Source organism: Hansschlegelia plantiphila (genome assembly GCF_027922265.1).
GTDB classification, from domain to species: domain Bacteria; phylum Pseudomonadota; class Alphaproteobacteria; order Rhizobiales; family Methylopilaceae; genus Methylopila; species Methylopila plantiphila.
On record NZ_BSFI01000007.1, the window covers coordinates 363,380 to 377,013 of the forward strand.

Here is a 13,634-nt window from a genome sequence, read left to right on the forward strand (position 1 = left end):
GCTGGGCAGAGCGGCCCATAGCACGGCTGCCGGCGCTAAACATCGTCCGTCCGGGCGAGATCGTGATTCCGTGAAGCGCGCTCGACCGTATAGTGAGGCGGCGGGAAGGCGGCGCAACGCCGTCGTCGAGGGAAAGCGGTCGGGCGCACGTGAACAATACGCTCACCGGTCTTGGTCTTGCGCTGGTGATTGCGCTGGTCGCGGCGCTGATCGGACCTCAGTTCATCAACTGGACCGCCTATCGCGGAGATTTCGCGGGCGCCGCGAGCGCCGTGCTCGGCGCGCCGGTGACCGTCGCAGGCTCGGTGGACGCACGGCTGCTGCCGAGCCCCTATGTCCGCTTTCGCGACGTCACCGCCGGCGCCGGCAAGCAGCGTCTCGCCGTCGCCGAAGTCGAGATCCAGCTTGCGGTCGCTCCGCTGCTGCGCGGCGAGTTCAAGGCCGAGCGCCTGAAGCTTCGCCGCCCCCGGCTCGATGTCGCGGCGGCCGCCGACGGGACGGTCGAAACGCCGTTTTCGAGCAGCGGTCGGGGTTCGGGCGAGGCCGAACGAATCTCGTTCGATCGCGCCGAGATCGTCGACGGCGCCGTGACGGTGGCGTCGCCGGCGGGCTTGGTCATGATCCACCACATCGACGGCGTCGCGGAGGCGGGCTCGCTCAAGGGCCCGTTCCGCTTCGAGGGGGTCGCGCGGTCGCGAGGCGTGACTGCGGCCGTCCGGCTTTCGACGGGCCGCGTCGACCCGGACGGGGCGATCAGGCTCAAGCTCGACGCGGCGCCCGAGGGGCGGCCGGAGACAGTCGCGCTCGACGGCGCGCTGACGCTGTCGGGACGGCCAGCCTTCGACGGCCAGATCGTCCTCGCGCGTCCCCAAGCCAAGGCCGCCGAGGGTGGTTCTCCGGTTGAGCCATGGCGGATGGCGGCGCGGCTGAAGGGCGACGCCGCCAAGCTTTCGATCGGGTCGCTCGACCTGTCCTACGGTCCGGACGAACGCGGCCTGCGCCTGGCGGGACAGGGCTCGGTCACGCTCGGCGCTTCGCCGCGCTTCGATCTCGCCGTCGAAGGCCGTCAGCTCGATCTCGATCGTTTGACCGGCGCCGGCGGTCCGCGCGCGCCGGGGGACATGCTCGCGGCTCTCGGATCCCGCTTCGCCGCGATCGTCCAGCCGCCTCTGCCGGGGCGGATGACCGTCGATCTCGGCGGCGTCCTGATTGCGGGCGACGTCGTCCAGGATTTCAGCGCCGCGCTGTCGGCCAAGGACGGCGGGTGGAGGATCGAAAGCCTGTCGGCGGAGCTTCCGGGCGCGGCGTCGATCAAGACTGCCGGAGCGGTCGCCTTTGGCGAGGCCGGGCCGGGATTCGCCGGCCGGGTCGACTTCGGCTCGCGCGACCTTGCCGGCTTCCGGCGCTGGCTCGCCGCCGGGCCCGACCAGAGCGGCGGCGCGGGCGTCGTCAAGCGGGTCGCGATCGGCGGCGACGTCACCGCACGGATCGGATCGGTCGCGGTCGAGAACGCCGTGGTGACGGTCGATGGCGCCGCCTCGAAGGGCCGCGTCGCCTGGCGCGGCGGGAACGATCGCCCGCAGATCGAAGCGTCGCTCGTTTCCGACCGGCTGGATCTTGACGCCCTGGGACTCGACCGCCTCGTCACTGCGGGCCTCCACGGCGCCGCCGCGGCGGATGTCGCGCTGTCGCTCGACGCCAAATCGCTGGTGTTCGGCGGCGTGACGATGAGCGGTGTCCGGATCGACGGCGCTCTCGATGAGCAGGGCGTCGACCTGACACGTCTGAACGTCGCGGACGTGCAGGGCGCGGCGCTCTCCGGCTCCGGCCGGGCGGAGCTCGGGGATGGGGCGGGCGACGGCAAGTTCGACTTTCAGGTTTCTGCCCGTAGCCTTGCGCCGTTCGCGGCGCTCGCGCGGGCTGCGGGCGCGCCTGAAACGGCGGTCGCGGCCTTCGAGGCGCGGGCCTCGGCGCTGGCCCCGCTGAAGCTTCAGATCGGCCTGAAGGCTGACGCCGACGGGTCGCGTCTCGTCGCGACCGGCGACGGCGCCGGAGGCTCGATCGAACTCGCGCTGTCGTCCGCGGCGCTTTCGCCCGACGCCGAGAGCGACCTTACCCTGAAGATCGCCTCGCCCGACGGAAAGCGCCTCGCGTCGCTCATCGGCCTCGAACTCGGCCCGCTTGCTGATCCCGCCGGCGGAGAAATCTCTCTCAAGCTCAAGGGAGCTCCCTCGACCGGCATGCGGGGCGAAGGGCGTTTCTCAAGTCTTGGCCTTGAGCTCTCAGGGCGTGGGGCCGTGGCCCTTGCGCCATTGGCGGGCCTTAGCGCCGAGGGAGACGTCGCGCTGAAAAGCGACGATCTGTCGGCGCTCGGCGAGGCGCTCGGTCGGTTCACGCCCGGCGTCGCGCCCGCCCTGCCTGTCGCGCTGACGGCCAAGGCGCGGTTCGGCGCCGAAGAGGCGAGCTTCGAAGGCGTGAAAGGCGAGGTGGCGGGTCGCGCCCTGAGCGGCTCGATCGTCGTCCCCTACGACGCCCGCGCCGGATTCCGCGGCGAGGCGTCGCTCGACAGACTGTCCTTCGCGGAGCTGGCGGGCCTCGCCGTTTCGCCCGACGCGTTCGGAAGGGCCGTCGACCGGCGCTCGGCGTGGCCGGCCGCCACGTTCGCGCCGTCGCCCGCGCGGGGGCTTTCGGGACGGATGAACCTCGCGGTGGCCGAGGCCGCGCTGACCGGCGGTCAGGTCGCGACCGGGGCGCGTTTCACGCTTGCTTTCCGCCCGAACGCCGTCTCGGTCGACGGGTTCTCCGGCGATCTCGACGGCGGCCGCCTCACCGGCTCGCTCTCCATCAGCCGTTCGGGTCCCGACGCTTCGGTGGCGCTGAACGGCGCGCTTTCAGGCGTCTCCGCCGACCGCCTGCTTGGGCTTGCGCCGACCTCGTCGCCCTTGTCGGGCGCGGCTGATATCGCACTGGAGGCGCAGGGTGCGGGACGGGGGCTCGCAGGGATCGTCGCGTCGCTCAATGGCGCGGGGTCGGCGACGCTCTCGAACGGCGCGATCAGGCGGCTCGACCCCGCGGCTATCGAGGGCGTCGAGCCGCAGGTCGAAGCCGGCCTCGCGCTGGAGGCGCCGAAGATCGCACAGGCGATCGATCGCGCCCTGGGAGGCGCGGATCTTCCGGTCGCGCGAGCGACGCTGCCCTTCACGATGGCTGGCGGCGTCGTGCGCTCGGGCGCGCTTGCAAGCGACGGTCCGGCCGCAAAACTCGGCGGCGGCGTGGTTCTCGACCTGAACCGACTGACGCTCGACGCCGACCTGACGCTCTCGCCGGCGCCTCCGGACGCCCCGCAGATCGGCGTCTCGTTCGAGGGGCCGCTTGCAGCGCCCCGCAGGCGCGTCGACGCGACTTCGTTCACGGGTTGGCTGTCGGTGCGGGCCGTGGAGCGGGAGACGCGACGGATCGAGGTGATGGAGGCCGACATGCGCGCGCGCGCGCAGGCGGCGCGTCAGCGCGCGGACGAAGCGCGCCAGAAAGCCGAGGAAGCCCGACAGAAAGCTGAGGCCGAACGCAGGAAACAGGAGGCCGAAGACCGTGCGCTGATCGACGCCATGCCCCGGCCTGCGTCGCCCGCGACGCCGGCCCCGATCGCGCCCTACAGTTCTCCGGCGCTGCCGTCGCCCATGATCATCAGCCCGACGGGCCGGTGATCAGCCGGCCGCTATGCTGATCGCTGCGCCTGCCCGACGGCGGTAGTGGTCGAGCACGAACAGCCGGACAGCCGAGGACAGGTTGCCGCCGCTGCGGCCCGAGTCGATCTCCGCGACGAGCCCGCGCAGCGACTGTCTGCGCTCCCGCGCGATGTCCTTCAGGGCGTGCCAGAACGCGTCCTCGAGGCTGACGCTGGTCTTGTGACCGGCGACCACGATCGACCGCTTGACGATGTCCGGATTGAGTTCGTTCGCCGCGACGCCCCCCGGCGTCGAAGAGGCTTCGGACAGGATCTCCTGCACGACCACGCCCTCGGCCCCTTGCGACGGCACGGCCCGGAGTCCGCTGTCCGACGCAGGTTCGCCGATCTCGATTTTGATGCCAGGTTCGCTCATCAGTCCGCGTCGCCCCCGTTTTCGCGACGATGTTCGTCAAGACGCCGCTCGGTCCGCGCGCGACGCGCCGACTCGAGCGTCTTCTCCTGCTTCGTCGTCCCGAACCGGACGCGGTTCTCCGCGGCCTGCTTCTCGGACGCTGCGCGCTGATGCTGTTTCCGCGCGCGTCGCAGATTGACGATCTCAGCCATGCTTCCGCTCTTTACACGGAGCGGCTGTGAAAATCGAGCGCCGGGAGCGACAAGCCGGCCTGCTTTCCGAACATGGTCATTCAGCCGGGCCGGATCATCGCCTCGGGCCGTACGATCCGGTCGAAGTCTTCCGCCGTCACGAGGCCGAGACGCACGGCCTCTTCCCGCAGCGTGGTGCCGTTCTTGTGCGCGGTCTTCGCGACCTTGGTCGCGTTGTCATAGCCGATGGTCGGGGCGAGCGCCGTGACGAGCATCAGCGAACGACTCATCAGATCGGCGATCCGCGTCTCGTCGGCCTCGATCCCGACCACGCAATTGTCGGCGAAGCTGATCGAGGCGTCGGCGATCAGCCGGATCGACTGCAGCATGTCGTAGGCCAGCACCGGCTTGTAGACGTTGAGCTCGAAATGGCCCTGGCTGCCGGCGAAGGTGATCGTCGTGTGGTTGCCGAACACCTGCGCGCAGACCATCGTCAGCGCCTCGCACTGCGTCGGGTTCACCTTGCCCGGCATGATCGAGGAGCCCGGCTCGTTCTCGGGAAGCTTGAGCTCTCCGAGACCCGACCGCGGCCCGGAGCCCAGCAGCCTGATGTCGTTCGCGATCTTGAACAGGCCGACGGCGACCGAGTTGAGCGCTCCGTGGGCGTAGACATAGGCGTCGTGGGCCGCGAGCGCCTCGAACTTGTTGGGCGCGGTGACGAAGGGCAGGCCGGTGATCTCCGCCGCCTTTTCCGCGAAGCTCTCGGCGAAGCCGACCTTGGCGTTGATCCCTGTGCCGACCGCCGTGCCGCCCTGCGCCAGCGGCCAGAGATGCTGGAGGCCTTCCTTCACGCGGGTGATTCCAAGCCTGACCTGCGCGACGTAGCCGGAGAACTCCTGGCCGAGCGTCAGCGGCGTCGCGTCCTGCGTGTGGGTGCGGCCGATCTTGATGATGTGCTCGAAGGCTTTCGCCTTGTCGTCGAGCGCGGCTGCGAGATGTTCGAGCGCGGGGATCAGGCGGCGTTCGATCTCCTCGGCCGCGGCGATGTGCATGGCCGTCGGGAACGTGTCGTTCGACGACTGGCTCATATTGACGTGATCGTTCGGATGGATCGGCTTCTTGGAGCCCAGCTCGCCTCCGAGCATCTCGATCGCCCGGTTCGAGACGACCTCGTTGGCGTTCATGTTGGACTGCGTGCCGGAGCCGGTCTGCCAGACGACCAGCGGGAAATGATCGTCGAGCTTGCCGTCGATCACCTCCTGCGCCGCCGCGGCGATGGCGTCGGCGAGGTCGGGCTTCAGGACGCCGAGGTCTCTGTTGGCGAGCGCGGCGGCGCGCTTGATGATCCCGAGCGCGCGGATCAGCGGCTTCGGCATGGTCTCGCCGCCGATCTTGAAATTCTGTAGAGACCGTTGGGTCTGCGCGCCCCAGTAGCGGTCGGAGGGAACCTCCAGCGGACCGAAGCTGTCGGTTTCGGTGCGGGAAGCGGTCATCTCGGGTGCTCGCGGCTGGATGCGTCGATGCGCCGGGGCTCGATCCGCCCGGCGCAGCGTCACTAGCACGCAGTCTCGCCCGCCGTCACGAGGACGGCGGAAGGCCCGTTATTTCTTGCGGAACTTGTCGAGGCTCACGACCTCGGCGCCGCCTTCGGGCGGGGCGGGCTTGTCCGAATCGTCCGCATTCTCGGCTGCGGCGGCGGGCTCCGGCGCGTTCAGAGGCTCGATCGTGGCCGACGTCTCCGCCTCTTCGGCGCCGGCTTCAGCGTCCGGATTGTCGAACTTCAGCCCGAACTGCACCGACGGATCGAAGAATCCGGTGATCGACGCGAAGGGAACGACGAGCTTCTCCGGAATATTCTGAAAGGAGAGGCCGACCTCGAACCCGTCGTCGCGAACCTCGAGATCCCAGAACTGGTGCTGCAGGACGATCGTCATTTCGGCCGGATACTTCTGGCGAAGCCGCGAAGACACCTTCACGTCCGGGTCCGTCGTGCGGAAGGAGATGTAGAAGTGGTGGTCGCCCGGCGCGCCTTCGCGGGAGACGCGCACGAGCACGTCGTGCACCACGCCGCGCAACGCCTTCTGAGTCAGAAGGTCGTAGCGGATGAAGTCCTGGGCGGGCGGGCTCGGGGGCGGCGTGCTCATGAGTGCTACATAGTGGGATTCGTCGGCGGGGAAACATAGCGACCGCTCGTCGCGCAGGACGAGACCGGCCGGTATTTGGCTTGAACCGTCGGCTCAGGTCGGGCGAACTCCCATTCTCCAGCAGTTAACCCGCCCGCAGCCTAGCCGGGGACGGGAGATGATTTCCAGTTAAGCGTGAGGTAATTCGATGCCAATCGACGATCCGGTCGGCGCATTCGTGGCTCATGGCCGCGTCGAGCGCGAGGGCGCCCCCTCCGGTCCGCTCGCCGGCCTCACCTTCGCGCTGAAGGATCTTTTCGATCTCGACGGCGTCCCGACCGGCGCCGGCAACCCGGACTGGCTGTCGAGCCACGAGGTCCCGACCCGGACCGCGCCGGTCGTTCAGCGGCTGCTCGACGCCGGGGCGCGGCTGGTGGGCAAGACCCACACCGACGAGATCGCCTGGAGCCTGAACGGCGAGAACTTCCACTACGGCGCGCCGGTCAACGTCGCCGCGCCCGGACGCATTCCGGGCGGCTCGTCGTCGGGGTCCGCGGCGGCGGTCGCGGCGGGACTGGTCGACTTCGCGATCGGCAGCGACACCGGCGGCTCGGTCCGGCTGCCGGCGAGCTATTGCGGGCTCTACGGCCTCAGGCCCACCCACGGCCGAATCCCGATCGACGGCGCCGTGGCGCTGGCGCCGAGCTACGACGTCGTCGGCTGGTTCTCGCGCGACCCCGAGCTTTTCGCGAAGGTCGGCAAGGTGTTGCTGGGCGAGCCCGAGACGCCGCCCGAGCCGACGCGGCTGCTGATCGCCGACGACATGTTCGAGAAGGCCGAGCCCGCAGTCCGCGAGGCGCTGAGGCCGGCGCTCGAGCGCATCGAGGCGCTGTTCGGCGAGGTCGAGCATGTGGTGGTCGCGGGCGAGCGGGCGTCAGCGTGGCGCGACGTGTTCCGCGTCCTCCAGTCGAGCGAGGCCTGGGCGCTCCACGGCGAATGGGTCGAACGGGTGCGGCCGTCCTTCGGGCCGGGCGTGAAGGAGCGCTTCGAGGCCGCCTCGAAGCTCACCGCCGCCGAGATCGGCGCGGCTCAGGCGGCGCGCGCCGAGATCAAAGCGCGGATGGAGGACCTTGTGCCGCCGGGCTCGATCCTCGTGCTGCCGACGACGCCGGGGATCGCGCCGCTCCTCAACACTCCCGAGCCCGAGCTCAACGTCTTCCGCGCCCGCGCGCTGGAGATGCTCTGCCCGGCCGGTCACGCCGGCATGCCGCAGATCTCGCTGCCGTTTGCGACCGTCGACGGCTGCCCGGTCGGCCTCTCGCTCCTAGCGCCCCGCTTCCACGACGAGACGCTGCTGGAGCTCGCGATCAAGACGAGCGCGACGACGCGGATCGTCTGACGGTTCCAGCCGTCTCAGGCTGAATCACCATCGTCATCCCGGGCTTCAACGACGCGGGTGTGCAATCAGTCGCGTCTAACCCGGTCAGGCTGTCACGGCCTGCGGGCGATCAGGTCGATCTCGATCAGCGCGTCATAGGCGAGGCCGGTGACGCCGACGCAGGTGCGCGCGGGCAGGCGCCCCTCCGCGAAGAAGCTGCGATAGACCGCGTTCATCTCGGCGTAGTCCTCCTTGAAGCGCGTGATGTAGACCCGCGCCATCACGACGTGTTCGAGGCCGAGCCCAAGCCCGCCGAGCACCGTCGCAAGGTTCGCCATGACGTTCCTGGTCTGCGCGGCGATCCCCTCCGGAAGCACGCCGGGGGCGTCGGGCGTGTCGGGCATCTGGCCGGTGACGAAGACGAAGCCGTCGGTCTCGACCGCATGGCTGAAGGGGGCGACCGGCTGCGGGCCGCCGGCGATCATGTGGAACAGCATGGGAGCCTCGCTCAGTCGTTCGCTTTGAAACAGACCATGTCGATCTCGACGAGCGCCTTACGGCCGAGCGCGGAGACGCCGACGGTGGTGCGGCTCGGGAGCGGCTGGTCCTGAGGAAAATGGCGGACATAGACGCCGTTGAAGGCCGCGAAGTCGCGCTCGAAGTCCGAGAGGTAGATGCGGACGAACATCGCGTCGGAGAGCGCGTAGCCGGCGTGGGCCAGGATGCGGCGCAGGTTCTCGAAGCACATCCCGGCCTGCGCCTCGACGCCCTCGACGAGCGGCGCGTCGGGCGCGTCGGGGTCGGTCGGGAGCTGGCCGGTGACGTAGAGGAAGCCGTTCGCCTCGACCGCGTGGGAATAGAGCGAGGACGGCGGCGGCGGCGCGGCGTCGGGAACGACGTGATGGATTTTGGGGGGCATGCGGGTGTCCTGGAGGTCTATCGGCTCATACGGAGCCACGGCGTCATGCCCGGCGCAGCCCGGTATCCACGCCTGGATCGTGAAGCTCGACGCCGAAGGCGTGGATACCCGCGAAGGCGCGGGCATGACGGCGTGTTTCCGAGTGAAACGCCCACCCCCTCAAATCCCGTAGCGCGTCAGGAAGCGGCGGGCGCGGTCGGTCTGCGGGGCGGTGAAGAACGCCTTCGGGTCGCCGGTCTCGATCACCCGGCCGGCGTCGAAAAAGGCGATGGTGTCGGCGACGTCGCGGGCGAAGGCCATCTCGTGGGTCACCACCATCATGGTCATGCCCTCCTTCGCGAGATCGCGCATCACCTCCAGCACCTCGCCGACCATTTCCGGGTCGAGCGCGCTGGTCGGCTCGTCGAACAGCAGCACCTCGGGCTTCATCGCGAGCGCCCGGCTGATCGCAACGCGCTGCTTCTGGCCGCCGGAGAGCGTGTGCGGAAAGGCGTCGGCCTTGGCCTCCAGCCCGACGCGCGCGAGCAGGCGGCGCGCGTCCTCGACCGCCTCGTCCCTCGGGCGGCCGAGGACGTGGACGGGCGCCTCGATGACGTTGCCGAGCACGGTGAGGTGCGGCCAGAGCGCGAAATGCTGGAACACCATGCTGACGCGGGTGCGGGCGAGCGCCAGCTCCTTCGCCGTCATCGGCCGCGTCCCGCCCTTCGGGGAGGGGACGACGCCCATCGGCGCGCCGTTCAGCAAAATCTGCCCCGTGGTCGGCTGCTCCAGCCAGTTCACGCAGCGCAGGAAGGTCGACTTGCCGGAGCCGCTCGGGCCGACGATGCAGGCGGTCGAGCCCTTCGCGACGTCGAGGGAGACGTCGCGCAGCACCTCGATCCCGTCGAACTGCTTGCAGACGAGGCGTGCGGAGACGGCGGGCGCGGCGTCAGCCATATCGGAGGCGCGCTCCCGAGGCGACGCGGCGCACCCAGGCTTCGACGATAAGAGACAGCATCCAGTACATCCCGATGGCGACGACGAAGGGGGCGAAGGGCGTGAAATAGTTGGCGTTGATCGAGTTCGCGGCGAACGAGATCTCGCGGACGGTGATGATCATCAGCAGGGCGCTGTCCTTGATCATGACGATGATCTGGCCGCCGACCAGCGGCGCCGAGGCGTAGGCGATCTGCGGCAGCACGATCCTTCGGTACAGGGTCGCCGGCCGGAAGCCATAGGCGCGCGCCGCCTCGAAACCCTCCTTCGGCAGAGCGAGCCACGCCGAGCGGAAGATCTCGGCGAGATAGGCGGCGTTGTAGAGCGTCATGGTGACGAGGCCGGCCCACCAGGCGTCGAAGCGGAGGCCGAGCTGCGGCAGGCCGTAATAGATCACGTAGGCGAGCAGCAGGAACGGCACGCAGCGCGTCAGGTCGATCAGCGCGCGCGCCAGGCGGGCGACAGGCCTCGGCGCCTCGACCAGCACGACGGCGCCAAGCGCGCTCAAAGGCACGCTGATCGCGATCGCGGCGACCACGAGGGAGACCGTGTTCCAGAGTCCTTCGAGGAACAGCGCGCGCTCCTGCCAGACGATCGCGAATCCGTTCATGGCGCGGCGTATCCGTAGCGGCGGGCGATCAGCGCCTCGATGACCCGCTGGGCCTGCACGATGACGGCGATCAGCAGGGTGTAGATCACGGTCGCGGCGAGGAAGGGCGGCAGCGGGTCGTAGGTCGCAGCGCCGATGCGGCTCGCGGCCCGCGTGATCTCGACGACGCCGATGACGGCGACGGCGGGCGTCGCCTTCAGCAGGATGGTCATCTCGCTGACGAGCGGCCCGAGGCAGACCCGCCAGAGCTGCGGCGCGACGATGCGCCGGAACGCCAGCGTCCGCGTCATGCCGCAGGCTTCCGCCGCCTCCAGCTGGTCGCGCGGGAAGTTGGTGAGCCCCGCCCGCCAGATCTCGCAGTTGAACGGCGCGGTGTTGAGCGCGAGCGTGACGATCGCGGCCGGGACGGGGTCGAGCTCCAGGCCCATCGTCGGCAGCACGAAGAACACGAACAGCACGAAGGTCAGCAGCGGCGTCGCGCGGACGAGGCTGACATAGGTCGCGACCAGCTGGTCGGCGACCGGAATCCGCGCCCAGCGGATCAGCGCGAGCGCGAGGCCGAGCGGCACGCCGATCGCGAGCCCCGCAAGGGACAGCGCCACGGTGGTTCCCGCGCCGGTCAGCAGTGTCTCGAAAGCGGCCCAGGTCATGGTGGTGCGCCGGGTAGGACTCTAGGGAAGCGAGACTTCGGTTGGTCGGGTCTCGCGGGCTGGTTCGGCGAAAAAGACCCTCACCCGGGCCTTCGGCCCGACCTCTCCCCACCGGGGAGAGGTGAAGGAAGAGCGCCGCCGCCTCTACACCTCTCCCCGGCGGGGAGAGGTCGACATGGCGAAGCCATGGCGGGTGAGGGGGCCCTTCGATCTCCGGAGATGTCCGCCTTACTTCGTCACGGTCTCCGGCATGTCCTCGAACGACTTGCCGAGCCACTTCTTCTGCAGCGCGTAGAGCGTGCCGTCCTTGCGCTTGGCGAGGAGGAAGGCGTTGACGTAGTCGAGCAGCGCGTCGTTGCCCTTGGCGACGGCCCACGCCGCGTAGCTCGGCGCGGTCACGGCCTGGCCGAGCTTGAAGCGCGTCGGCGCGTCGTTGGTGATGCTGACCGAGTTGACGACGCCGTTGACGACGTAGTCGACGCGGCCGGACGCCAGATCCTGATAGGCCTCGGGGAAGGAGGTGTATTCGACCACCTTGCCGACCTTGCCGCCGGTCTTCTCCAGGATCGGCTCGAGCTCCTTGATCGCGAGCGCCGAGGCGCCGCCGGACTGCACCGCCGCCGTCTTGCCGGAGAGGTCGGCGACGCTCTTGATGCTGTCGTCGTCGGCTCGCGCCACATAGTAATGCGTCGCTTCCGCGATCGGCGACGCGAAGCTCAGGCTCTTGACCCGATCGCCGGTGATGACGACGGCGGTCAGCGCCATGTCGTACTTCCCCGTCGAGACGCCGGCGAGCAGGCCGGTCCACGGGATGATCTGCTGCCTGATCTCGAACGGCGCCTCCTTGCGCAGCAGGGCGAGGAGTTCGTGGTCGAGGCCCATCGGCTTGCCGTCCTCGATGAATTCGAACGGCTTGTAGCTGTCCTCCGTCGCGACCGTCATGCCCTTGCCGGCCTTGATCTCGTCGAGGGTGGCGGCCTGCGCGGCCGTTCCGATCATGAGAAGCGCCAGAGCGGCGAGGCCGCGGCGAAGGAGGGTGTGACTGGTCATTGAACATCCCTGATCATGTTTTGCGCAGAATACGCAGTATGCCCCGTAATTCGGGGCGGACGCCGGCGGCTTGGGATGGTTCAAGCAAGGCCCACGCCATCCACCGCCGTCATGCCGGCCGAAGCGCCGGCATCCAGACGCACGACCATGAATCCAGTCCGGCGCCGTCGGTGCGTCTGGACCCCGGGACAAGCCCGGGGCGACGGCGGCGGTTTCGTTATTCTACAGGAAGGTGGAGGCGATCTCGGGGGCTTCCGTCAGCGCGTGGGCCATGAACTCCAGCGCCCGGCGGATGTCGGCGCGTGAGGTCGGGCCGCCGAGGCAGACGCGCACCGCTTCGGTCGGCGCCCCGTTCGCGCAGAAGGCGTCGCTCGCGACCACGCCGACGCCGGTCGCCCGCATATGGCCGACGAAGGCCGAGCGGGTCCACGGCTCGGGCAGGGGAACCCAGAGGTTGAAGCTGAGCGGATCGGCCCGGAACGAGCCGCCCGGCAGGATCTCGGTCGCGAGCGCCTGCCGGGCGGTCGTCTCTGCGCGGATGAAGCGCAGCATGATGTCGGCCGTGCCGTCCTCGATCCAGCGGGTGGCGAGCGCGACCGTCAGCGGCGAGGCCATGACGTTCGCGACCCGGAGCGCCGCCGCGAACGGCCAGGCCGCGCGGGCGCTCGGCGCCACGACATAGGCCGCGCGAAGCCCCGCGCCGATGCATTTCGCGAGGCCCGCGACGTGCCAGGTGATGTCGGGCGCGATCGCGGCGAAGGGCGAGATCTTCGACGTCGGGATGAAGCCGTAGGCGTCGTCCTCGACGATCGGCACGCCGAACTGGCGGGCGACGGCCGCGAGCGCCGTCCGCCGCTCCTCGGGGATGGTGAGCGTGGTCGGGTTCTGCAGCGTCGGGTTGAGGTAGATCGCCTTTGGGGAAAATCGCCCGCAGGCTTGCGTGAACGCGTCGGGCGTGACGCCGTCCTCGTCCATCTCCAGCCCGACGAGCTTCAGACCGAGCTGGGCCGCGATCGAGCGCGCGCCGGGATAGGTCACGGCCTCGCACAGCACGACGTCGCCGGGCTTCGCGAGAATGCCGAAGACGCCGAGCAAAGCGGGGTGGGCGCCCGGCGTCACGAACAGCCGGTCCTGGCTCGGCACCAGCGCGCGGCGGCCGAGCCATGCGGTCGCGGCGTCCTTGTCGGCCGGCGAGCCGCCGAAACCCTGATAGCGCAGCAGCGAGACGAGGTTGCGGCCGACCTCGGCCAGCCCCTCGCGCATGAGGTCGATGAGCTCCGGATCGTCCGGCTCGGGCGGCAGGTTCATCGAGAGGTCGACAAGCTCGGGGCGCGCCGGCGCCGCGGCGCGCGAGCGGCTGGGACGACCGCTGACGAAGGTGCCCTGGCCGACGCGCGACTCCACCAGCCCGCGCTTCTGCGCCTCGACATAGCCGCGGGCGACGGTGGTGAAGTCGATCGCCAGGCGGCTCGCGAGCTTGCGCTGGGGCGGGAGGCGGTCGCCGATCGACAGACGGCCGGCCTTGACGTCGTCCTCGATCAGGTCGGCGATCGCGAGATAGCGCGGCTTGTCACTTTTCGTCAGGTCCGGCGTCCAGTCGCGCATGGTCGTCCCCCAGTTCCCGCATCGGGCGCCGATCTCAGTGGCGCCGAAATTGAC

Annotated in this window: 13 protein-coding genes; 2 read left to right on the forward strand and 11 right to left on the reverse strand. The window is 69.7% G+C overall.

The window, feature by feature from the left end:
* Window positions 1–149: 149 nt before the first annotated feature.
* The gene (locus PKE75_RS08100; RefSeq protein ID WP_271168205.1) at window positions 150–3,704 is read left to right on the forward strand and encodes an AsmA family protein; all 3,555 of its coding nucleotides are present in this window, start codon (window positions 150–152) and stop codon (window positions 3,702–3,704) included.
* Here the strand turns inward: PKE75_RS08100 and PKE75_RS08105 are convergent, their stop codons facing one another.
* From PKE75_RS08105 to PKE75_RS08120, 4 genes are all read right to left on the reverse strand, one after another.
* Window positions 3,705–3,938, reverse strand: coding sequence for a ribbon-helix-helix domain-containing protein (locus tag PKE75_RS08105; protein ID WP_428979129.1), 234 nt, complete (start codon window positions 3,936–3,938; stop codon window positions 3,705–3,707).
* A 161-nt stretch (window positions 3,939–4,099) separates the two neighbouring features.
* On the reverse strand, window positions 4,100–4,291 hold the full coding sequence (locus PKE75_RS08110; RefSeq protein WP_271168206.1) for a DUF4169 family protein: 192 nt from the start codon (window positions 4,289–4,291) through the stop codon (window positions 4,100–4,102).
* Window positions 4,292–4,371: 80 nt separating this feature from the next.
* Entirely contained in the window at window positions 4,372–5,763 is a 1,392-nt protein-coding gene (gene fumC / locus PKE75_RS08115; protein ID WP_271168207.1) for a class II fumarate hydratase, read from the reverse strand.
* Window positions 5,764–5,871: 108 nt separating this feature from the next.
* Window positions 5,872–6,414 (reverse strand): SspB family protein, encoded by a 543-nt coding sequence (locus tag PKE75_RS08120; RefSeq protein WP_271168208.1) that lies wholly within the window; start codon window positions 6,412–6,414, stop codon window positions 5,872–5,874.
* A gap of 187 nt (window positions 6,415–6,601) precedes the next feature.
* Between PKE75_RS08120 and PKE75_RS08125 the strand changes: the two genes are divergently transcribed.
* Window positions 6,602–7,792, forward strand: a complete 1,191-nt coding sequence (locus PKE75_RS08125; RefSeq protein WP_271168209.1) for an amidase — start codon at window positions 6,602–6,604, stop codon at window positions 7,790–7,792.
* A 92-nt stretch (window positions 7,793–7,884) separates the two neighbouring features.
* On the opposite strand, the gene PKE75_RS08130 is transcribed toward PKE75_RS08125, so the two are convergent.
* The 7 genes from PKE75_RS08130 to PKE75_RS08160 all read right to left on the reverse strand — a co-directional run bounded on the left by PKE75_RS08130 (window position 7,885) and on the right by PKE75_RS08160 (window position 13,580).
* Window positions 7,885–8,268: a RidA family protein gene (locus tag PKE75_RS08130; RefSeq protein WP_271168210.1), complete on the reverse strand. Its 384-nt coding sequence runs from the start codon at window positions 8,266–8,268 to the stop codon at window positions 7,885–7,887.
* Window positions 8,269–8,279: 11 nt separating this feature from the next.
* Entirely contained in the window at window positions 8,280–8,816 is a 537-nt protein-coding gene (locus PKE75_RS08135) for a RidA family protein (RefSeq protein ID WP_271168211.1), read from the reverse strand.
* 33 nt (window positions 8,817–8,849) lie between these two features.
* Window positions 8,850–9,626, reverse strand: a complete 777-nt coding sequence (locus PKE75_RS08140; protein ID WP_271168212.1) for an amino acid ABC transporter ATP-binding protein — start codon at window positions 9,624–9,626, stop codon at window positions 8,850–8,852.
* On the reverse strand, window positions 9,619–10,275 hold the full coding sequence (locus PKE75_RS08145) for an amino acid ABC transporter permease (protein WP_271168213.1): 657 nt from the start codon (window positions 10,273–10,275) through the stop codon (window positions 9,619–9,621). The genes PKE75_RS08140 and PKE75_RS08145 overlap by 8 nt, the downstream gene beginning before the upstream one ends.
* Complete coding sequence (locus tag PKE75_RS08150) at window positions 10,272–10,925, reverse strand: amino acid ABC transporter permease (protein ID WP_271168214.1); 654 nt, start codon at window positions 10,923–10,925, stop codon at window positions 10,272–10,274. The genes PKE75_RS08145 and PKE75_RS08150 overlap by 4 nt, the downstream gene beginning before the upstream one ends.
* A 228-nt stretch (window positions 10,926–11,153) precedes the next feature.
* On the reverse strand, window positions 11,154–11,975 hold the full coding sequence (locus PKE75_RS08155) for a transporter substrate-binding domain-containing protein (protein WP_271168215.1): 822 nt from the start codon (window positions 11,973–11,975) through the stop codon (window positions 11,154–11,156).
* 222 nt (window positions 11,976–12,197) lie between these two features.
* Window positions 12,198–13,580 carry an aminotransferase-like domain-containing protein gene (locus tag PKE75_RS08160; protein ID WP_271168536.1) on the reverse strand — a complete coding sequence of 461 codons (1,383 nt, stop codon included), beginning with the start codon at window positions 13,578–13,580 and terminating at the stop codon, window positions 12,198–12,200.
* Window positions 13,581–13,634 lie beyond the last annotated feature (54 nt).

What these genes read in the sequence shown, in the direction of transcription:
- PKE75_RS08120 (WP_271168208.1), bottom strand. Translation starts at nt 6,414, where the DNA reads ATGAGCACGCCGCCCCCGAGCCCGCCCGCCCAGGACTTCATCCGCTAC.
- PKE75_RS08155 (WP_271168215.1), bottom strand. Translation starts at nt 11,975, where the DNA reads ATGACCAGTCACACCCTCCTTCGCCGCGGCCTCGCCGCTCTGGCGCTT.
- PKE75_RS08140 (WP_271168212.1), bottom strand. Translation starts at nt 9,626, where the DNA reads ATGGCTGACGCCGCGCCCGCCGTCTCCGCACGCCTCGTCTGCAAGCAG.
- PKE75_RS08150 (WP_271168214.1), bottom strand. Translation starts at nt 10,925, where the DNA reads ATGACCTGGGCCGCTTTCGAGACACTGCTGACCGGCGCGGGAACCACC.
- PKE75_RS08145 (WP_271168213.1), bottom strand. Translation starts at nt 10,275, where the DNA reads ATGAACGGATTCGCGATCGTCTGGCAGGAGCGCGCGCTGTTCCTCGAA.
- PKE75_RS08160 (WP_271168536.1), bottom strand. Translation starts at nt 13,580, where the DNA reads ATGCGCGACTGGACGCCGGACCTGACGAAAAGTGACAAGCCGCGCTAT.
- PKE75_RS08110 (WP_271168206.1), bottom strand. Translation starts at nt 4,291, where the DNA reads ATGGCTGAGATCGTCAATCTGCGACGCGCGCGGAAACAGCATCAGCGC.
- PKE75_RS08130 (WP_271168210.1), bottom strand. Translation starts at nt 8,268, where the DNA reads ATGCTGTTCCACATGATCGCCGGCGGCCCGCAGCCGGTCGCCCCCTTC.
- PKE75_RS08125 (WP_271168209.1), top strand. Translation starts at nt 6,602, where the DNA reads ATGCCAATCGACGATCCGGTCGGCGCATTCGTGGCTCATGGCCGCGTC.
- PKE75_RS08135 (WP_271168211.1), bottom strand. Translation starts at nt 8,816, where the DNA reads ATGCCCGCGCCTTCGCGGGTATCCACGCCTTCGGCGTCGAGCTTCACG.
- fumC (WP_271168207.1), bottom strand. Translation starts at nt 5,763, where the DNA reads ATGACCGCTTCCCGCACCGAAACCGACAGCTTCGGTCCGCTGGAGGTT.